The sequence below is a fragment of the Rossellomorea arthrocnemi genome (genome assembly GCF_904424705.1).
Taxonomy (GTDB): domain Bacteria; phylum Bacillota; class Bacilli; order Bacillales; family Bacillaceae_B; genus Rossellomorea; species Rossellomorea arthrocnemi.
Window position 1 is genome coordinate 72,018 of sequence record NZ_CAJGBF010000016.1, and the last position, 19,181, is coordinate 91,198.

Annotated in this window: 18 protein-coding genes and 1 rRNA gene; 16 read left to right on the top strand and 3 right to left on the bottom strand. The window is 43.5% G+C overall.

From position 1 onward, the window contains the following. The first annotated feature begins 43 nt into the window (after positions 1-43). From BAA9072_RS18180 to nikC, 6 genes are all read left to right on the top strand, one after another. Positions 44-1,792: an ABC transporter ATP-binding protein gene (locus tag BAA9072_RS18180; RefSeq protein WP_201716101.1), complete on the top strand. Its 1,749-nt coding sequence runs from the start codon at positions 44-46 to the stop codon at positions 1,790-1,792. Between the two features lie 306 nt (positions 1,793-2,098). Continuing rightward, positions 2,099-3,115, top strand: a complete 1,017-nt coding sequence (locus tag BAA9072_RS18185; protein ID WP_201716102.1) for an ABC transporter ATP-binding protein — start codon at positions 2,099-2,101, stop codon at positions 3,113-3,115. Continuing rightward, entirely contained in the window at positions 3,090-4,055 is a 966-nt protein-coding gene (locus BAA9072_RS18190) for an ABC transporter ATP-binding protein (RefSeq protein WP_201716103.1), read from the top strand. Before BAA9072_RS18185 ends, BAA9072_RS18190 begins: the two co-directional genes overlap by 26 nt. A gap of 74 nt (positions 4,056-4,129) precedes the next feature. Beyond that, positions 4,130-5,719 (top strand): ABC transporter substrate-binding protein, encoded by a 1,590-nt coding sequence (locus BAA9072_RS18195; protein ID WP_201716124.1) that lies wholly within the window; start codon positions 4,130-4,132, stop codon positions 5,717-5,719. 438 nt (positions 5,720-6,157) lie between these two features. Beyond that, the gene (locus BAA9072_RS18200; protein ID WP_201716125.1) at positions 6,158-7,162 is read left to right on the top strand and encodes an ABC transporter permease; all 1,005 of its coding nucleotides are present in this window, start codon (positions 6,158-6,160) and stop codon (positions 7,160-7,162) included. Between the two features lie 28 nt (positions 7,163-7,190). Next, positions 7,191-8,087 (top strand): nickel transporter permease, encoded by an 897-nt coding sequence (gene nikC / locus BAA9072_RS18205; protein ID WP_201716104.1) that lies wholly within the window; start codon positions 7,191-7,193, stop codon positions 8,085-8,087. A gap of 45 nt (positions 8,088-8,132) precedes the next feature. Here nikC and BAA9072_RS18210 read toward each other — a convergent pair whose 3' ends face one another. Together BAA9072_RS18210 and BAA9072_RS18215 are read right to left on the bottom strand one after the other, a co-directional pair. Continuing rightward, positions 8,133-9,215: an FUSC family protein gene (locus tag BAA9072_RS18210; protein ID WP_201716105.1), complete on the bottom strand. Its 1,083-nt coding sequence runs from the start codon at positions 9,213-9,215 to the stop codon at positions 8,133-8,135. A 260-nt stretch (positions 9,216-9,475) separates the two neighbouring features. After that, the gene (locus BAA9072_RS18215) at positions 9,476-10,762 is read right to left on the bottom strand and encodes a glutamate-1-semialdehyde 2,1-aminomutase (protein ID WP_201716106.1); all 1,287 of its coding nucleotides are present in this window, start codon (positions 10,760-10,762) and stop codon (positions 9,476-9,478) included. Between the two features lie 199 nt (positions 10,763-10,961). On the opposite strand from BAA9072_RS18215, the gene BAA9072_RS18220 reads away from it, so the two are divergent. The 8 genes from BAA9072_RS18220 to perR all read left to right on the top strand — a co-directional run bounded on the left by BAA9072_RS18220 (position 10,962) and on the right by perR (position 16,879). After that, on the top strand, positions 10,962-11,972 hold the full coding sequence (locus tag BAA9072_RS18220) for an ABC transporter ATP-binding protein (RefSeq protein WP_201716107.1): 1,011 nt from the start codon (positions 10,962-10,964) through the stop codon (positions 11,970-11,972). A 60-nt stretch (positions 11,973-12,032) separates the two neighbouring features. Then, a complete protein-coding gene (locus tag BAA9072_RS18225) occupies positions 12,033-12,824 on the top strand; it encodes an ABC transporter permease (RefSeq protein ID WP_201716108.1) in 792 nt (263 codons plus the stop codon). 3 nt (positions 12,825-12,827) lie between these two features. Further along, positions 12,828-13,613: an ABC transporter permease gene (locus tag BAA9072_RS18230; RefSeq protein WP_201716109.1), complete on the top strand. Its 786-nt coding sequence runs from the start codon at positions 12,828-12,830 to the stop codon at positions 13,611-13,613. A gap of 61 nt (positions 13,614-13,674) precedes the next feature. Continuing rightward, positions 13,675-14,079: a two pore domain potassium channel family protein gene (locus BAA9072_RS18235; RefSeq protein ID WP_201716110.1), complete on the top strand. Its 405-nt coding sequence runs from the start codon at positions 13,675-13,677 to the stop codon at positions 14,077-14,079. A 72-nt stretch (positions 14,080-14,151) separates the two neighbouring features. After that, positions 14,152-14,622 carry a thioredoxin-dependent thiol peroxidase gene (bcp, locus tag BAA9072_RS18240; RefSeq protein WP_408015248.1) on the top strand — a complete coding sequence of 157 codons (471 nt, stop codon included), beginning with the start codon at positions 14,152-14,154 and terminating at the stop codon, positions 14,620-14,622. Between the two features lie 223 nt (positions 14,623-14,845). Next, positions 14,846-15,796: a D-2-hydroxyacid dehydrogenase gene (locus tag BAA9072_RS18245; protein WP_201716111.1), complete on the top strand. Its 951-nt coding sequence runs from the start codon at positions 14,846-14,848 to the stop codon at positions 15,794-15,796. 1 nt (position 15,797) lies between these two features. Further along, positions 15,798-16,346, top strand: a complete 549-nt coding sequence (locus tag BAA9072_RS18250) for a cob(I)yrinic acid a,c-diamide adenosyltransferase (protein WP_201716112.1) — start codon at positions 15,798-15,800, stop codon at positions 16,344-16,346. A 92-nt stretch (positions 16,347-16,438) separates the two neighbouring features. After that, positions 16,439-16,879 carry a peroxide-responsive transcriptional repressor PerR gene (perR, locus tag BAA9072_RS18255; protein WP_408015249.1) on the top strand — a complete coding sequence of 147 codons (441 nt, stop codon included), beginning with the start codon at positions 16,439-16,441 and terminating at the stop codon, positions 16,877-16,879. An 83-nt stretch (positions 16,880-16,962) separates the two neighbouring features. On the opposite strand, the gene BAA9072_RS18260 is transcribed toward perR, so the two are convergent. After that, complete coding sequence (locus BAA9072_RS18260) at positions 16,963-17,310, bottom strand: YgzB family protein (RefSeq protein ID WP_201716114.1); 348 nt, start codon at positions 17,308-17,310, stop codon at positions 16,963-16,965. Positions 17,311-17,464: 154 nt separating this feature from the next. Between BAA9072_RS18260 and BAA9072_RS18265 the strand changes: the two genes are divergently transcribed. Both BAA9072_RS18265 and BAA9072_RS18270 read left to right on the top strand, forming a co-directional pair. Next, on the top strand, positions 17,465-18,331 hold the full coding sequence (locus BAA9072_RS18265) for a nucleotidyltransferase-like protein (RefSeq protein ID WP_201716115.1): 867 nt from the start codon (positions 17,465-17,467) through the stop codon (positions 18,329-18,331). A gap of 261 nt (positions 18,332-18,592) precedes the next feature. Next, positions 18,593-19,181 (top strand): 16S ribosomal RNA (locus BAA9072_RS18270); the annotation flags it as partial.

Below are 19,181 nucleotides of genomic sequence, written 5' to 3' on the forward strand. Positions count from 1 at the left end.
TTGGGACAAAATAATCGCATACACCTTAGAAAGGAGTAATCATTTGGATAGTATCAAAAGGTACCTTCAGTTTGTCAAACCCTACCGGTGGCAAATCATAGGTACATTAATCATAGGTATCATTAAATTTACGATTCCCTTGTTGATTCCCATTTTAATTAAATATGTCATTGATGATATTGTAGGGGCTCCAGGGTTATCTGCAGATGAGAAGACCAACCAATTGCTCATGATCATGGGGATCATGCTCGTCCTGTTCTTGCTCGTAAGGCCGCCGGTAGAGTACTATCGACAGTACTTTGCCCAGTGGACTGGAAACAAGATCCTGTATGACTTGAGAGATTATTTATTCTCTCATATTCAGCGACTCAGCTTTAAGTATTATTCGAATACAAGGGCGGGGGAAGTCATTTCAAGAGTCATTAATGACGTAGAGCAAACGAAGAATTTCGTTATCACCGGCTTGATGAATCTATGGCTGGATGCGGCCACAATCGTGATTGCGCTTGCCATCATGTTCACGATGGATGTATCACTGACCTTGGTATCACTCATTGCATTTCCATTTTATGCTTTCTCTGTCCGCTATTTCTTCGGCAGGCTAAGGGGCTTGACGAGAGACCGTTCCCAGGCACTTGCAGAAGTGCAAAGCCATCTGCACGAACGGGTACAGGGGATGGCTGTCATCAAAAGCTTCGCTGTTGAAGATTATGAACAAAAGCAATTCCAGGATCAGAATAATAATTTCTTAACGAAAGCTTTAAGGCAAACCAGCTGGAATGCAAAAGCGTTCGCGGTCGTAAATACAATCACGGATATTTCTCCCCTGATCATTATTGGCTATGCGGGGCTGCAAGTCATCGGTGGAGATCTCACGATTGGAACAATGGCTGCCTTTATCGCGTATATCGACCGACTATATGGTCCCCTCAGACGACTGGTGAACTCATCTACAACCTTGACCCAATCGATTGCTTCTATGGACCGTGTGTTTGAGTTCATGGATGAAAAATATGATATTGATGATGAACCTGGAGCGATTCAGTGTAAGGATGTGCGCGGGGATATTCAGTTTAAAGGTGTTTCTTTCCAATATGAATCAGATGAAGAGAGGGTCCTTCACAACCTCAATCTGGATATTAAAACAGGAGAAACCGTCGCGTTAGTCGGGATGAGCGGTGGAGGGAAATCCTCCTTCGTCAGTCTTATCCCCCGTTTCTATGATGTAACAGAAGGTGAAATCCGTTTAGACGGCACGGATATCAGAAGATTTCAAGTCAGATCCTTACGGGACAATATCGGGATGGTCCTTCAGGACAATATTCTCTTTAGTGAATCCGTCAAAATGAATATTAAGTTCGGTAATCCGGAAGCTACAGATGAAGAGGTCATGGAAGCAGCGAAGGCTGCGAATGCCCACGATTTCATTATGAAATTACCACAAGGCTACGATACCCGTGTAGGGGAACGTGGAGTGAAGCTATCCGGAGGCCAGAAGCAAAGGGTGGCGATTGCTAGGGTATTCCTGAAGAATCCGCCGATACTCATACTGGATGAAGCAACATCTGCCCTTGATTTAGAAAGTGAACACCTCATTCAGGAATCCCTTGAGATCCTGGCAAAAGAACGTACGACCTTCATCGTGGCCCATCGTCTATCAACGATCACTCATGCTGATCGAATCATTCACATGGAGCACGGAGAAGTGGTTGAAATGGGAACACATGAAGAGCTGATGGCGAAACAAGGCCACTACTACAAACTCTTCCAGGTACAACAGCTTGACCAATAATACTGAAAGTCATGACAATCACGAATGCTGTGATAAAAGTCATGACTTTTTTTGTCTTGTAATAAAATATATCAAACTTATTTCAGGCGTGTGATGAATAAAGTAGGGCTAAATAACTTTATTTGGAAGGAATGAACAGGTTAATTGGACATATATTGAATTGAATTAGGAATATCGACTTTGTGTAGAAAAATTCTGAAAATGGATTGCAACATTTGTAACATCTTGTATAATAAGAATCATATTAAAATTTAGAAAATATGCACTATTAAGAAAAGAGAGATAGTTCCGAAGAGGAGGATTTGAATGAGCGAACAGCGTCCTTTACTAAAAGTGGAAGATTTAAGGACCTCCTTTTTTACTGATGATGGAGAAGTTCCTGCAGTCGATGGAGTCAGTTTTCACGTGAATGAAGGGGAGGTGCTCGGGGTCGTTGGAGAAAGTGGATGTGGAAAAAGTGTTACATCCTTATCCATCATGGGTCTCGTACCAAAACCCCCCGGGAAAATAGTTGGAGGAAAGATTCTTTATAGAGATGAAGATCTGACTCTGGCAACTGAAAAAAGAATGAGAGATATCCGGGGCAATGATATAGCGATGATCTTCCAGGAACCGATGACATCGTTAAACCCTGTTTTTACCATAGGTGATCAATTAACCGAAGCAATACGCATACATACGAAAGTAGGAAAGAAGCAAGCAAGGGATAAAGCCGTGGACATCATGAATATGGTAGGTTTGCCGAGATCGGAAGAATTGATCAAGGAATACCCTCATCAATTATCCGGTGGGATGAGACAAAGGGTCATGATCGCCATGGCGATGGTGTGCGATCCCCGAGTGTTAATTGCAGATGAGCCGACAACGGCACTGGACGTGACCATCCAGGCTCAAATTTTAAAATTGATGAAGCGATTAAATAAGGAATTGAACACAGCCGTCCTCCTGATCACACATGATTTAGGGGTAGTCGCTGAAACATGTGAACGGGTGGTCGTGATGTACTCAGGCAAGGTGGTGGAAGAGGGGACCGTAGAAGAAATTTTCAAGAACCCTCAGCATCCTTACACAAAAGGATTGATACAGTCTGTACCCGATATGCGCATCAAGCAGCAGCGACTTCACTCGATTCAGGGTAACGTTCCGAAACCGGGCTCCATTAAGACCGGTTGCCGTTTTGCAGCACGTTGTGATTCTGCCTTTGATCGCTGTTTAGTAGAAACACCGGAATTATATGAAACATCACAAGGACATTGCACACGATGCTTCCTGTTCGATGAAGTGGAGGAGGGAGTTTATGACGGAACCGTTGCTAAAGGTTGAGAATCTTAAGAAGCATTTCCCGATTACGGGGGGAATCCTTGGACGACCAGTCAGTGCTGTAAAGGCGGTGGACGGAGTTTCCTTTACCGTAAATAAAGGAGAAACCCTTGGTATCGTAGGGGAAAGTGGTTGTGGAAAGTCGACGACGGGCCGGATGCTCATGAGACTTATCGATCCATCCGAAGGAAGAGTTACATTTGAGGATCGGGAGCTTACAAGTCTATCAAACTCGGAAATGAGGAAGATACGCAGGGAAATGCAGATGGTCTTTCAGGATCCCTTTGCATCCTTGAATCCAAGACATACGGTAGAAAAGATTCTCGAAGAACCACTGAAGGTTCATGGAATGGGTTCTGCTAAGGAGAGAAAAGAGAGAGTTCATGAACTTCTCAATATCGTTGGCTTAAGCAGCTACCATGCCAAACGCTATCCCCATCAATTCAGTGGTGGGCAAAGGCAGCGGATCGGGATTGCAAGGGCTCTTATGACGAAGCCGAAGCTTATCATAGCCGACGAACCCGTATCGGCCCTTGACGTATCCATTCAGTCCCAGGTACTGAATTTAATGCAGGATTTACAAAAAGAGTTTGGACTCACTTACATCTTCATCGCGCATGATCTGGGTGTAGTCAGACATATAAGTGACCGTGTAGGCGTGATGTATCTCGGGAAAATGGTAGAGCTCAGCAATAGTGAGAATCTCTATGAAAAGCCGCTTCATCCATACACCCAGGCACTCCTATCAGCGGTTCCGGTACCGGATCCGGATTTCAAAAGGGAGACCATTCTCTTACAGGGGGACATCCCTAGTCCATCGAATCCACCAAGCGGCTGTACATTTCATACCAGATGTCCACACGCGACTGAGGTTTGTAAACAGAAAGTGCCGGAATTCAAGGAACACCAACCAGGGCATTATGTAGCTTGTCATCTTTACTAGAAGACAAGTCTCATAAGTATATAAACATTATTCAGGAGGGGATTTAGTTGAGGAAAAAAGGCTGGTCAATTTTAATGCTGCTCATCCTACTCGTATCATCTGTACTATACGGATGTGGAGGAAATGAAAGTTCTTCAGGCGATGGCGGTGACAGCGGAGATAAGGGAGATCCTAAAGTATTGATCTTTGGTCGCGGAGGGGACTCTGTAGGGCTTGATCCAGGAACAGTCACTGATGGAGAATCATTTAAAGTAACGAAAAACATCTTCGAAACGCTTGTTAAATTCGGAGAGCAGGATACAGAAGTAAATCCGGGATTAGCAGAAGAATGGAAAGTATCCGATGATGGTTTAACGTATACATTCATGCTGCGTGACGGAGTGAAATTCCAGGACGGCACTGATTTCAACGCAGATGCCGTTGTGAAAAACTTTGATCGCTGGATGAACGGTAATGCAGATCAATTCCCATATTACGGTTCTATGTTTGGCGGTTTCAAAGGTGATGAAGGTCATGTCATTAAAGAAGTGAAAGCTGCTGACGACATGACAGTGGAGTTCGTATTAAAACGTCCTCAAGCACCATTCTTAAAGAATGTTGCCATGAGCCCCTTTGCAATCGTCAGTCCTAAAGCAATTGATGAACTGGGAGACAAGCTATCTGAAACACCGACAGATGCGGGGACTGGTCCTTTCAAATTTGTTGAGTGGAAGCGTAATGACAAAATCGTCATTGAGAAAAATGAAGACTACTGGAACAAAGATTTACCGAAATTAGATCAAGTCGTATTTAAATCAATTCCTGAGAACTCAGCTCGACTGAATGCGCTGATTTCCGGTGAAATCGATCTTGCTGATGGTGTGAATCCAAGTGATGCAAGTAAAGTAGAAGGAGATAACAACCTGCAATTATTCGAACGTCCATCCATGAACGTCGGATACCTGGGTTTAACATCTACTCGCGAGCCTTTCAATGATCCTAAAGTACGTCAGGCGATCAATTATGCAATCAACAAGCAGGAGATCATTGACGCTTTCTTCGAAGGAAAAGCAGAAATGGCGAAAAATCCGATGCCTCCAGTAATCGGTGGATACAATGAAGACATTGAGCCTTATGAATACAACCCTGAAAAAGCGAAGGAGCTTCTTGCGGAAGCGGGTCATAAAGACGGTTTTGAAATGGAACTATGGGCTATGCCTGTACCACGTCCATATATGCCGGATGGCCAAAAGGTAGCAGAAGCGATTCAAGCGGATCTGGCTGAAGTAGGAATAAAAGCCAAAATCGTATCTTACGAGTGGGCGACTTATCTTGAAAAGGCGAAAAACGGAGAAGCTGACGCATTCTTACTCGGCTGGACAGGGGACAATGGAGACGCAGATAACTTCCTGTATGTTCTTCTTGATGAAGACAATATCGGAAGCAACAACTACTCTTACTACAGTAACGATGAAGTACACAAACTCTTAATTGATGCTCAAACAGAAGTAGATCCTGCAAAACGTGAAGAGCTGTACAAGAAAGCCCAGGAAATCATCCATGAAGATGCTCCGTGGGTACCACTTGCTCACTCTACACCATTACTTGCAGGAAGCGCAGCTCTTAAAAACTTCAAACCGCATCCAACCGGTTCCGACTGGTTAGGCGCAGTGGACATGGAGTAATAAGAAACAAACCAAAGGGGAGACATCTACGATTTCTCCCCTTTGTACATAGAAAAGCGGAAGCGGCTTGCCCAGAGGCGACAAGCATTTCTGTTCAATCAGAAGAGGGCGCCCTTTGCCCTCAGCTGATTGAAAAGAAATGACCTCGAGCCTCTAGCCGCTGCAGCTGGACAGAAAGAAAAGCGGAAGCGGCTTGCCCAGAGGCGACAAGCATTTCTGTTCAATCAGAAGAGGGCGCCCTTTGCCCTCAGCTGATTGCTTAGAAATGACCTCGAGCTTCTAAGCCCTGAAGTTGGACAAGAAGAAAAGCGGAGCCGATGAACAGTCCCGACAAGCACTTTCAAGCAGATAACGAAGAATACTAAAACCAAATAAGCATGTTTCTTAATTTATCAAAATCACAAGAAATCAGAATCTCCACTCAGAGAGGTGAACATGATGTTCCAATACACCATTCGTCGATTACTGCAGCTCATTCCAGTTTTACTCGGAATGACACTTATCGTTTTTTCGATCATCCGTGCCATTCCAGGAGATCCAGCCCAGGTCATCCTTGGGCAGCAGGCAACGAAAGAAGCAGTTGCTGCGTTACGGGATCAGCTCGGGCTCGATAATGCCTGGTACATACAATATATTGATTATCTTAAAGGAATATTGACAGGGGATTTAGGCAGTTCCCTTAGAACGAAGACCGAAGTTTCAACTGAAATCTGGCCATACCTGGCAGCTACAGCAGAGCTTGCGATCGTGGCCATCATCATTGCCGTTGTCATTGGTGTGAATGCAGGAATCATCAGTGCCTGGTTCCAAAATTCATGGTTCGATTATACAGCCATGATCCTGGCACTTATCGGTGTTTCCGTACCAATCTTCTGGTTAGGGCTGATGGAGCAATGGTCATTTGGTATTCTGCTTGACATTCTTCCTACAACAGGAAGAGAGAATATTCGAAACCCTGTTGATTCCATCACCAATTTCTATATTCTCGATACACTTTTGCAAGGGCGATTTGATCAGCTTGGTGATGTTCTGAAACACATCATCCTGCCGGGGATCGCATTGGCGACCATCCCAATGGCGATCATAGCCCGTATGACGCGTTCGAGTATGTTAGAGGTTATGCGTTCGGATTATATTCGTACAGCTCGTGCGAAAGGTCTGAAAATGTTCTGGGTTGTGTACAAGCACTCTTTGAAAAATGCCATCATTCCGGTCTTAACCGTCATTGGATTGCAGATGGGTCTCCTCCTCGGGGGAGCGATCTTAACTGAGACCATCTTTGGCTGGCCGGGAATCGGTCGCTATATTTATGAAGCGATCAGTTACAGGGATTATCCAGTCGTTCAATCCGGGATTTTAGTTGTAGCTACGATTTTTGTCACGATTAACTTAATTGTCGACTTATTGTATGCTGCTGTGGATCCTCGTATTAAATACAACTAACATCAATAGAAGAAAGAGGTGAACTCTCATGGCAGAATTAGCAGAACCGCAAAAGGAGCTTCATCCTTCTATGGAAGAACAAACCGTCTCTCCCTGGAAGGAAGCATGGAAAAGCTTCACAAAAAATAAAATTGCTTTAGTCGGCTTTTGTATCGTCCTTTTCTTTGTCATCCTGGCCATTGCAGCACCACTCATCGCACCGCAGGGAATCAATGATCAGGACTTATCCAAAAGGCTGCAGGCTCCGTCCTCTGAGCATTGGTTAGGAACAGATGACTTCGGCCGGGATATTTTATCAAGAATCATCCATGGAGCGCGCATCTCCTTATGGGTCGGCTTCTTCGCCGTCATTGGTTCGTCCGTGATCGGAAGTTTGCTGGGAATCGTAGCGGGTTATTACGGCAGATGGGTCGATACGATCATCTCCCGTGTTTTTGACATCATGCTTGCATTTCCTAGTATTCTGTTAGCGATTGCTGTTGTAGCAGCTCTTGGACCATCGCTCCGAAACGCTCTGATTGCCATCGCTATCATAAATATCCCGAATTTCGGACGACTCATCCGATCAAGGGTGCTGAGTGTAAAGCAGGAAGAGTATGTCATGGCTGCAAAAGCCATCGGGATGAGCGACGTTCGAATTCTCTTCAGTCATGTGCTGCCAAATAGTATGGCTCCAATTATTGTTCAGGGAACTCTGGCCATTGCGACTGCCATCATTGAAGCAGCAGCACTTGGCTTCCTTGGACTTGGAGCTCAGGCTCCTGAACCCGAATGGGGAAAAATGTTATCCGATGCAAGACAGTATATGCTTCAGGCCCCATGGACGATGATTTTCCCGGGACTTGCAATCATGCTGACTGTATTAGGATTTAACCTTATGGGTGACGGGCTAAGGGATGCTCTTGATCCTAAAATGAAAAACTAAACAAAAAACGGAGCCGGGATATCATCCCTTGCTCCGTTTTTCTATTTATTCTTCTTCTTCCCCGATCATCACTTCATTATCTTCTTTATGATACGACTGGAAGCTTGTAATAAGCTTTTCCAGGTGTTCCAAATGTTCGTCGTATTCAAAGATAGCAGAGAAAATATGAAGCAGATGGAAATTGTGAATGTTGTCGTCCTTTGTGTGGTGATTGACCTCCTCAAGCATGATCTTCATAAGCTCTTTACGGTGAAGGCATACATCCTGCTGAGCTTCTGATTCCGCATGGGGATGCATTTTTCCAAGGAACTTCAACAGGAGCTGTTCATGATAGGTCAGTAAACAATCAAGCTGGTTTTTGATAACGCCACGTAATTCGTCGGGCAATTGAAAGATTTCGTTTTCATATCGATTTAAACGCTTCAATATTTCAAAGCTCCGATTGGTTGAAGAGATCATCTGTCTGAAAATGACGAGCTTACGACTTTTTACAATTGAATTTTTCTTAAAATAATCCCGTTCCTCTTTGTAAAGAAGGTACAGTTGATCGACCTTTATCAACTTTTCTTTAATGCGTTCCAGGTCTTTTTTCAAAAGGTGGAATTCCGTTGCATGTCTCATGCTTAACCTGATCCACTTCAGGATTTCCTCTGTTGAATCAGATATTTTATGATAAAGCTTTGTTTCATATTTTGGCGGAAGGAAGACCAGGTTCACAAGAAACGATGAGAAGACTCCAATCATGATGGTTGAGAAGCGGATGAAAGCAAATTGGATGAAATCCTGATCCGTCACTTCCATGATTGCAATCATCGTTACCAGTGCGAGACCGATCGTGTTCTGCAACTTTAATTTTAGAATGATAGCAATGGCGATAACAGCAGCCAATCCAACGATCAATGGATTACTTCCGAATAATAAAACAAATATGACTGCAATTCCTGCACCGATCAGATTTCCTTGAATTTGTTCAATAATGGATAGGTAAGAACGATAAATGGTGGGCTGGACGGCAAAGACCGCTGCAATTCCCGCAAACACCGGAGAAGGTATGCCAAGGAGCTGGGATACAAGTAAAGCTAATACAATCGCAATTCCCGTTTTGAGGATGCGAGCACCAAGTTTCATGGAATTAGAATCCTTTCTTGTGTAACGTATTTATAAACAATACTGTACTATACATGTACTTACAAGTAATATCAATAGGCAAAATTAAATAAGTTTTTACAAAATGTGTACCTATTAAGAGAGAGAAATAAACAACCGATATCCACAGAATTCATAGTTATGTGATAAGATGAAAAATTATTCTGCCTCGTCGATGAAAAAAAGACTGCTCCCCATGGAAGAAAACCAGGGTGAGCAGTCTTTTCGTCTATATCTTTCTATTATAGTTGTGCAAATGCACGATCGACGGCTTCGAGAGTTTCTTGGATATCCTGTTCAGTATGAGCAGTCGTCAGGAACCAGGCCTCATATTTTGAAGGGGCAAGATTGATTCCCTGGTTGAGCATAAGCTTGAAGAACTTTGCAAACATCTCTCCATTTGTAGCTTCCGCCTGCTCATAATTTTCTACTTTTTCTGTCGTGAAGTAGAGGGTGAGGGCACCTTTCAATCTGTTGATGGATATCGGTGTGCTATGCTTTTCAGCCGCAGCCAGAATCCCTTTCTCGAGCATTTCTCCAAGTTGATCTAATTTCTCGTATATACCTTCTTCTTTCAGCACTTCAAGGCAGGCAATGCCAGAAAGGATGGAGGCAGGGTTCCCGGCCATCGTTCCTGCCTGGTAGGCAGGTCCTAACGGTGCGACCTGTTCCATGATTTCTTTCTTTCCGCCGTAAGCCCCGATTGGAAGTCCGCCGCCGATGATTTTTCCAAGGGCCGTCAAGTCCGGCTTCACCTTTAACATGTCCTGCGCCCCGCCATACATGAAGCGAAATGCCGTGATGACTTCATCATAAATAACAAGGGAATTTGATGCGTGGGCGATGTCGTTCACCTGCTGGAGGAAACCCTCCTTCGGTTCCACGATCCCGAAGTTTCCAACGATCGGTTCTACAAGGACCGCCGCGATTTGATCTCCCCATTTCTCCATCGCTTCCTTGAATGGTTCGATGTCATTGAACGGAACGGTGATGACTTCCTGTGCGATGCTTTTTGGAACACCCGCAGAATCCGGCGTTCCAAGGGTTGAGGGGCCGGAGCCTGCTGCAACGAGCACCAGATCCGAGTGTCCGTGGTAACAGCCTGCAAATTTGATGACTTTGTCTTTACCCGTATATGCTCTCGCCACACGGATTGTGGTCATCACGGCTTCAGTACCCGAGTTGACAAAGCGTACCTTGTCCATGTATGGCATGGCTTCTTTAATCATTTTGGCGAATTTCACTTCGTGACGGGTAGGTGTACCATAAAGGACCCCGTTTTCTGCTGCTTTGGTGATTGCTGCTGTAATATGCGGGTGAGCATGGCCGGTAATGATCGGACCGTATGCTGCCAGATAGTCGATATATTTGTTTCCATCCACATCCCAGAAGTATGCGCCTTGCCCTCTTTCCATGGCAACAGGTGAGCCGCCACCTACCGCTTTATATGAGCGGGATGGGCTGTTCACGCCTCCGACTATATGTTCCAGTGCTTCTGTATGTAAAGTTTCTGATTCAGTGAATTTCATGTTTTCCTCCTTGTTAAAGCGTATTTTTCCCAATTGTACTCTTCTATTGTAGTACGGCCTTTTCCACTTTAGCAAATACGGAATCAATTGGGTATCCTAATTTTCAAGCAGACTGTTCAAAGAGACACAGCTCTCTGTGGTACACTATTCCTTGTTTGTAAAAGAGAAACCTATTTTATTGGATCTAGGAGGGCGCAAGATGAATGCGATTGAAGTGAATCATCTGCGTAAGGAATTCAAGGCTTTTTCCAGTCGTTCTGGACTGAAGGGTGCCTTCAGGGATTTGTTTACGCGTAATTATAAAGTCGTTCCTGCGGTGAATGATATTTCATTCCATGTGAAGCAAGGGGAAATGGTTGGCTACATTGGTGAAAATGGAGCAGGGAAGTCCACCACTATCAAAATGCTGACGGGTATCTTGACTCCGACTGGGGGGGAATTAACCGTCAACGGGATGAACCCTCATAGGGATCGGGAAAGATTTGTCCAGACAATCGGGGTCGTATTCGGTCAGCGTTCACAGCTTTGGTGGGATATAGCGGTTCAAGAATCCTTTCAGCTGCTAAAAAAGGTGTATAAAGTATCGGATCAACAATACAAGGAGCATATGGATCATGTGATTGATACGCTGGATATCGCACCGCTTCTCGACAAACCTGTCCGTAAACTATCCCTGGGACAGCGAATGAGGTGTGAACTCGCCGCCGCACTGGTTCATAATCCGCCTCTGCTGTTTCTGGATGAACCTACGATCGGGTTAGATGTTTTGGTGAAATTGAAGATCCGTCAGTTTTTAAAGGAAATCAATGAGAAGTACAATACAACCATTTTACTTACGACCCATGATTTATCGGATATAGAAGCCTTATGTGAACGGGTCGTGATGTTAGATGAAGGGAAAATCATTTACGATGGTGAGCTGAGGCAACTGAAAGAAAACTGGGGAGATCAGAAAGAAGTCGTCTTTCAGTTCCTCGATGAACTATCATTGTCCGCTTTATCCGAACTGACTAAGAACCAACCTATCTCCTGGACTTTTGATGAAAAGAAGCAAGGCTATGCTGCCGTAACGGAGGCTGATGATGAAGTCATCTCACAGCTCATCACGAATGTTGTGGCGAATTTCAAAGTGAAAGACATGAAAATAGAAGAAACGACCACTGAGGAGATCATCCGAAACATCTATGAAAAAGGGGCGGTGACAAGATGAGTAGTGGAATAGAAGCTGTGAATCCTTTCGATCGTCTGCCCGGGTGCAGGGTGATGTATTATGGCTAAGTATATTGAAATGATTCGCATCCGATTTCTTATGATGCTTGCCTATCGAACGAATTACTACAGTGGAATCTTGATTTACAGTATCAATATCGGTGCTTACTATTTCCTATGGCAGGCCATTTACGGGGGAAAACAAGATATTGAAGGATTATCGATCATTCAAATGACTACATATGTAGCTGTATCATGGATGGCCAGGGCATTTTACTTTAATAATATCGATCGTGAAATTGCGCAGGAAATTAAGGAAGGGAAAGTTGCCGTTGAATTCATCAGGCCGTATAACTATCTTGGTATGAAGACGATGCAGGGACTTGGTGAGGGGATATTCCGATTGGTGTTTTTCTCTTTTCCGGGGATGATCATCGTTAGCTTGATCTTCCCGCTTCAAATCGGTACAGGTTTTGACACAGTAGGCTTGTTTGCGGTTTCGATCCTTTTCAGTTTCATCATCAATACACAAATCAATCTGCTGACGGGCATCACGACCTTTTTCTTGTTTAATAACGATGGTCTCATCCGTGCAAAACGGGTTGTCATTGATTTGTTCTCAGGATTATTGCTCCCTATTCACTTTTTCCCCCTGTGGGCGCAAAATGTGATGGAGTACCTGCCGTTTCAGAGTATCAGTTATGTCCCGAGCATGATTTTCACCAACGGCTTTTCGATTTCTGAATCCTTCCAAGCGATTCTAATGCAGGGCCTTTGGTCATTACTTCTTCTTATACCGATCAAAGTGCTGTGGGTCATGGCGAAAAAACAAATGATCATTCAAGGAGGGTGACCGATGTTTTATGTGAAGATGTTTTTTCAATACGTCGCCCAATACATGAAGATCAGACTTCAATATCGAGCCGACCTGATCGTGGAGATTTTGTCTGATTTACTATTTCAAGCTGTTAATCTCATATTCATCCTCGTTGTCTTCGGCCACACCCAGCTTTTGAGTGGATGGACGAGGGATGAAATTATTTTTATCTACGGATTTTTCCTGGTTCCATTTGCGTTATTCAGCTCCTTCTTCAATATATGGGATTTTAACGACCGGTATGTGGTGAAGGGGGAATTCGACCGGATACTGACAAGACCGATCCACAGCTTGTTTCAGGTGATATTAGAACGGATGGAACTGGAGTCCCTTTTTGGAGTGGTGACAGGAATGGGAGTCATGTTCTACGCAGGTGGCAGGCTTGATATCACGTTTGAATGGTATGAGCCCGTCCTTTTCATCATCTTTGTCTTCGGAGGGGCACTGGTGTATGCAGGCATCTTCATTGCTCTTGCAAGTATTGCCTTCTGGTCTGATGCAAAAACGTCCATTATGCCGATGATGTACAATATCGGGAACTATGGGAGATATCCGGTCGATATTTACAATAACGTGATACGATTTGTACTAACCTGGATCCTACCCTTTGCGTTCGTTGGTGTATACCCTTCTGCCTTTTTTCTTGAAAAGACTGAATGGTACCCGTATTCTTTTCTCACACCATTTGTCGGAATCGGATTTTTCATTTTCTCTATTGTATTATGGAATGAAGGTGTGAAACGGTACAGAGGAGCAGGTAACTAGAATTTTTCAAGGAAGATAAGCGTACATATACTAAGACAAGCAGAAAAAAGAGGGTATGTACATGCTTTATATCATTGGATTTTTTATTCTGTTCTGTATGGTCATGAGCCTCAGGGCATTATTTTACCCATCAAGATGGAAAGAGCACCATGTATCCCTTCATCATTTTCTCTTTTTAGGGATGAGCTACATCACGATTATGATTGGATTCGGTTTGTTATTCGCACTCCTGGAGCTTGAGGGGATTCCGATTCTTGTTGAAGGGGGGCGCCCTATATCGGGAGACTTCCTCGATCATTTTTTCACAACGATGTATTTCAGCGGCATCACCCTTTTCTCTGTAGGCTATGGGGATGTGACTCCTGTGGGGATCGGGAGAGGTATCGCTCTTGTTGAGTCGTGGCTTGGATATACGATCCCTGCAGCCTTTGTTGTGAAATCTTTCCTGAACTATGAAAACAAGTAGCATATGGTTTGAGTTTTTTTCTCCTATTGGGTACGCTAAAGTCAGAATTATTTCCAATAGGAGGGGATATGTATGACAGTTGGTCAAAAAGCACCCGAGTTTGAATTACTTGCAAGCAATGGAGAAAAAGTAAAGCTTTCCGATTATCAAGGGAAAAACGTGGTCCTTTATTTTTATCCAAAGGACATGACACCAGGATGTACGACAGAAGCATGCGATTTCAGGGATCAGTATGAGAACTTTGAAGATCTTGATGCCGTTATACTTGGTGTTAGTCCGGATCCCGTCGATAAACATGAAAAATTTGTAGACAAGCATGGACTTCCTTTCCTCCTTCTTGTAGATGAAGATCATAAAGTCGCAGAGGAATACGGAGTATGGAAATTAAAGAAAAACTTCGGAAAAGAATACATGGGAATCGAGCGTTCCACTTTCATCATCGATAAAGAAGGAAACCTTACGAAGGAATGGAGAAAAGTGAAAGTGAAAGGCCACGTTGAGGAAGCTCTTCAATATATTCAAGAGAATCTTTCATTAGCCTAATTTAAAGCCTATTTTCACGGGCCTGTGGCTTTTGTCCATTCACAAAAGCGGTAAGGACATATAGTAAGAGTAGGGCAACCTCCTCAAATAAGTCAGTCTCATCCGTGTAGAAGGATCGACCAGGTCGATCCTCTTTTTTTGTGCCCTTACGGATGCTAAATAACTAGGGCTATTCCACTTCTATATGGTAAAATAATGGGCAATAGGGATGGGAGGCAGCTACATGAAAATCATCGTTACATTTCAACCGAAGGAAGAATTCATCACAGATTTGAAGAACAACTTTCCTGAGGTTGAGTTTCTTTTTTATAAAAAAATTAAAGAAGCGGAAGATGAACTTCCAAATGCAGAAGTGATTGTCACGATGGGGGAAGATTTAACAGACGATCACATTGAAAGAAGTAAGCAATGCAAATGGATCATGGTCACTTCAGCGGGCTTGGAAAAAATGCCATTTGAAGCCATCAAAAAAAGGGGGATCCTAGTAACCAATGCCAGGGGGATCCATAAAATTCCGATGGCGGAGTTTACGATTGGGTTGATGCTTCAGCATGCGAAACAGCTTCAAGCGGTTTGGGAACAGGAGAAAGATGCCGTGTGGAGTAGAAGGTTACCCACGTCTGAACTTTGTGAATCGTCACTTCTTATTCTTGGAGCCGGGGCCATCGGAGGAGAAATCGCCCGTTTGGCAAAGGCATTTCATATGAACGTAAGCGGTGTGAATTCTACTGGATTAACAGGAGATCATTTTGACGACATGTTCACGTTGCAAACTTTCAGGGATCAGCTGCCGAAAGCTGATTACATTGTATCCGTTTTACCAAGCACAAGTGAAACCAAAGGAATTCTGGAGGTGGATCATTTTGAGCAAATGAAAGATTCGGCCGTATTCATCAATATTGGCCGCGGTGACCTCGTGGAAGAATCTGTCCTTCTTGAAGTGCAGGAAAAGAATTTGATCCGTCATATGTACCTGGATGTATTTGATCAGGAGCCATTACCTGAAAATCATCCGTTTTGGAAGGCGGCAAGCATCACCGTGACACCTCACTTATCAAGCATTACAAAAAAATACATGCCAAGAGCATTAGAAATCTTTAAAAAGAATTTATTTACATATAGTAATAATATGGATAACTATATTAACTTGATTGATACAGAGAGGGGATACTAGTATGAAAATCTACACGAAAACGGGAGATAAAGGAACCACATCCTTAGTATACGGAACGCGCGTTTCAAAAAAAGATCAGCGAGTAGAAGCGTATGGAACATGTGATGAAGCGAATTCGATGATTGGTTTAGGTCTAAGCTACATTAAAGCTGAATATTTTGAAGGAAAAGAACAATTTGAGGAGTTCTTTCATAAAGTGCAGACCATTCTCTTTCATGTGGGTGCGGAACTTGCGACTCCTGCAGGGAAAGAGGTAAAGTGGAAACTTGAAAATTCGCATATTAATGAATTGGAAGAGCAAATCGATTTTCTGGAAGGAACACTTGCTCCACTTAGCAATTTCATTCTCCCAGGCGGTCACCCCGGAGGTGCCTCCCTTCATACTGCAAGAACAATCGTGAGAAGGGCCGAAAGAGAAGCAGTTGGAATTGATGAAGCGATGAATCCATTGGTTCTATCGTATCTGAATCGACTCTCTGACTACCTTTTCGTTGCAGGCCGCTATATCAACCAGCAGCTGGGGGAAAAGGAGAAAAACCTCCACGAGTAACAGGGAGAAAGATTGACAAATGGGACTGTTGATTAGTACACTATTTATAAAGATTATAAAATAATAATTCTTATGAAAAGAGGTGCATGGCGATGTCTGAAGAAGGACAATTAAAAGAAGCAATTTCGACATTGAAGGAAACGGGAGTCCGTATCACTCCTCAGCGTCATGCGATATTAGAGTATCTCATTGATTCAATGGCCCATCCAACTGCCGATGACATATATAAAGCACTCGAAGGGAAATTCCCTAATATGAGTGTAGCTACTGTATATAATAATTTACGCGTATTCCGTGAAGTTGGCTTAGTGAAAGAGTTGACTTATGGTGATGCCTCCAGTCGCTTTGACTTTGTGACAACCGATCATTACCATGTCATCTGCGATGGCTGCGGCAAAATCGTTGACTTTCATTACCCGGGACTCGATGAAGTGGAGCAACTTGCTTCCCATGTAACGGGGTTCAAAGTGAACAACCACCGCATGGAAATCTACGGAACATGCACTGATTGTTCTGTTAAGGAAACACATTAGGTTAGAATGGTTCTAAATTAGAACCATTCTTTTATTTTTGCCTCAAAAAAAGACCTTCAAAGGAAGGTCTCTTCTCATGCAGTTTATCTCTTCTTTTTATTATAGTCCTCATCAAATTCTTCACCCTCTAGATTCGGATCAAGTGTAAGAGGCTCGTTACAATACATGCACATATCTACACGCCCCAGGACCTTGGTGACTTTTCCGCAATTGGGGCATGTTACCTGCACGGCCTTGGTGGACAGCATCCCGATCCAAAAGTAGACAACCGTACTTCCGATGATTCCCAGAAAACCCAGCAGCATAAATGTTGTCATAACCCATGGATGTTCTCTAAAATATATACCGATGTACATAATGATAAATCCGATGAAAACTAAACTTAAGGCAAACGTACGGATTTTATTGATCTTACTTGAATATTTAGCCATTTGTTTGTCCCTCCTAAAAAAATACTATACCATATTTGTTGTAAGAAGAGGGATACGAAACCGTTTTGTCGAAAAATGACTATATTCTGAGAAGGAAATCCCCTTTTAATGTCGAAATAGTAACCAACCAATGAGTGATGTGGAGGAATATGAAATGGAAGACATATTACGACCGATATACCAGGAGCGTACAAGTCACCCCAATACTTTAGGAGCGCTTTTAATAGAACAAAGCAAGAAATCAAGTCCGTTGACAGATACCTTTGATATTGTGCTCTTCCTGGTTGTGAAGGAAGCGGAAGAGCCTGTATTCATCAAACACTATTCTTATAAAGAACAAAAGGCAGCGTTACATATCGTGACAGAAGCCAAACTGAACGAGTGGATTTTACTTGGATCCAACCGTAAAGTGATCGATTGGCTGTTCAATGGAAAAGTCCTGTTTGACCGCAATGAATTTATCCATAATCTTAAAACAGAGTTAAGGGATTTCCCTTTCTATGGAAGAAAGATCAAGATGGGGATGGAATTTGCCAAATTGATTCGCCGTTATATGGACGGTAAAGAATTCTTTGAAAGTAAACATTATTTAGATGCTTACAATCACATTGTCCATTCATTGCACCATTTAGCGAGACTTGCGGTAATTGAAAATGGTTTCCATCCAGAGGTAACCGTTTGGAACCAGGTCAAGCAAATAGAGCCTGAGATTTATAAATTGTATGAAGAGTTGGTTACCAGTGATGAAGAAATCGATAAACGACTGGAGCTGCTTTTCTTGGCAAGCGAGTTTCTTATCCACTCAAGAACAAAGGTTTCTACTGAACATCTATTAGACATCCTTGGTCAAAAAGAACACTGGACGTTCCAAGATCTTCTTAATCATTCAGAGGCCAGACATTACTCAGTGGATCTAAGTATGCTCATCGAATATTTAACGGAAAAAGGGTTTGTTGAAATCATAGACATAGAGACCAAGGGGCAAGGGGTGTATCATCGTTATTACCGTGCTACAAAATAATTATAGTGAAATACTATTTTTCCGTTGACTTCAGTCTGAAACCTTGTTATATTAGTAAATGTCGCTGCTGAACGACGGCAACGAGCGGTCAGTGGCGACTTAAAAAGAAACAAAAAAGTTGTTGACAATATGGAAGCAACTTGATAAGATGATAAAGTCGCTTAAACGAAGCACTTACACATTGAACCTTGAAAACTGAACAAAACAAGACAATACGTCAACGTTAATTCTAGATTTATTTTTAAAGAGCTATTCAAACTTTTATCGGAGAGTTTGATCCTGGCTCAGGACGAACGCTGGCGGCGTGCCTAATACATGCAAGTCGAGCGGATTGATGGGAGCTTGCTCCCTGATATCAGCGGCGGACGGGTGAGTAACACGTGGGTAACCTGCCTGTAAGACTGGGATAACTCCGGGAAACCGGGGCTAATACCGGATAACTCATTTCCTCGCATGAGGAAATGTTGAAAGATGGCTTCTAGCTATCACTTACAGATGGACCCGCGGCGCATTAGCTAGTTGGTGAGGTAACGGCTCACCAAGGCAACGATGCGTAGCCGACCTGAGAGGGTGATCGGCCACACTGGGACTGAGACACGGCCCAGACTCCTACGGGAGGCAGCAGTAGGGAATCTTCCGCAATGGACGAAAGTCTGACGGAGCAACGCCGCGTGAGTGATGAAGGTTTTCGGATCGTAAAGCTCTGTTGTTAGGGAAGAACAAGTACCGTTCGAATAGGGCGGTACCTTGACGGTACCTAACCAGAAAGCCACGGCTAACTACGTGCCAGCAGCCGCGGTAATACGTAGGTGGCAAGCGTTGTCCGGAATTATTGGGCGTAAAGCGCGCG

What these genes read in the sequence shown, in the direction of transcription:
- BAA9072_RS18185 (WP_201716102.1), top strand. Translation starts at nt 2,099, where the DNA reads ATGAGCGAACAGCGTCCTTTACTAAAAGTGGAAGATTTAAGGACCTCC.
- BAA9072_RS18190 (WP_201716103.1), top strand. Translation starts at nt 3,090, where the DNA reads ATGACGGAACCGTTGCTAAAGGTTGAGAATCTTAAGAAGCATTTCCCG.
- BAA9072_RS18195 (WP_201716124.1), top strand. Translation starts at nt 4,130, where the DNA reads ATGCTGCTCATCCTACTCGTATCATCTGTACTATACGGATGTGGAGGA.
- BAA9072_RS18200 (WP_201716125.1), top strand. Translation starts at nt 6,158, where the DNA reads ATGTTCCAATACACCATTCGTCGATTACTGCAGCTCATTCCAGTTTTA.
- nikC (WP_201716104.1), top strand. Translation starts at nt 7,191, where the DNA reads ATGGCAGAATTAGCAGAACCGCAAAAGGAGCTTCATCCTTCTATGGAA.
- BAA9072_RS18210 (WP_201716105.1), bottom strand. Translation starts at nt 9,215, where the DNA reads ATGAAACTTGGTGCTCGCATCCTCAAAACGGGAATTGCGATTGTATTA.
- BAA9072_RS18215 (WP_201716106.1), bottom strand. Translation starts at nt 10,762, where the DNA reads ATGAAATTCACTGAATCAGAAACTTTACATACAGAAGCACTGGAACAT.
- BAA9072_RS18220 (WP_201716107.1), top strand. Translation starts at nt 10,962, where the DNA reads ATGAATGCGATTGAAGTGAATCATCTGCGTAAGGAATTCAAGGCTTTT.
- BAA9072_RS18225 (WP_201716108.1), top strand. Translation starts at nt 12,033, where the DNA reads ATGGCTAAGTATATTGAAATGATTCGCATCCGATTTCTTATGATGCTT.
- BAA9072_RS18230 (WP_201716109.1), top strand. Translation starts at nt 12,828, where the DNA reads ATGTTTTATGTGAAGATGTTTTTTCAATACGTCGCCCAATACATGAAG.
- BAA9072_RS18235 (WP_201716110.1), top strand. Translation starts at nt 13,675, where the DNA reads ATGCTTTATATCATTGGATTTTTTATTCTGTTCTGTATGGTCATGAGC.
- bcp (WP_408015248.1), top strand. Translation starts at nt 14,152, where the DNA reads ATGACAGTTGGTCAAAAAGCACCCGAGTTTGAATTACTTGCAAGCAAT.
- BAA9072_RS18245 (WP_201716111.1), top strand. Translation starts at nt 14,846, where the DNA reads ATGAAAATCATCGTTACATTTCAACCGAAGGAAGAATTCATCACAGAT.
- BAA9072_RS18250 (WP_201716112.1), top strand. Translation starts at nt 15,798, where the DNA reads ATGAAAATCTACACGAAAACGGGAGATAAAGGAACCACATCCTTAGTA.
- perR (WP_408015249.1), top strand. Translation starts at nt 16,439, where the DNA reads ATGTCTGAAGAAGGACAATTAAAAGAAGCAATTTCGACATTGAAGGAA.
- BAA9072_RS18260 (WP_201716114.1), bottom strand. Translation starts at nt 17,310, where the DNA reads ATGGCTAAATATTCAAGTAAGATCAATAAAATCCGTACGTTTGCCTTA.
- BAA9072_RS18265 (WP_201716115.1), top strand. Translation starts at nt 17,465, where the DNA reads ATGGAAGACATATTACGACCGATATACCAGGAGCGTACAAGTCACCCC.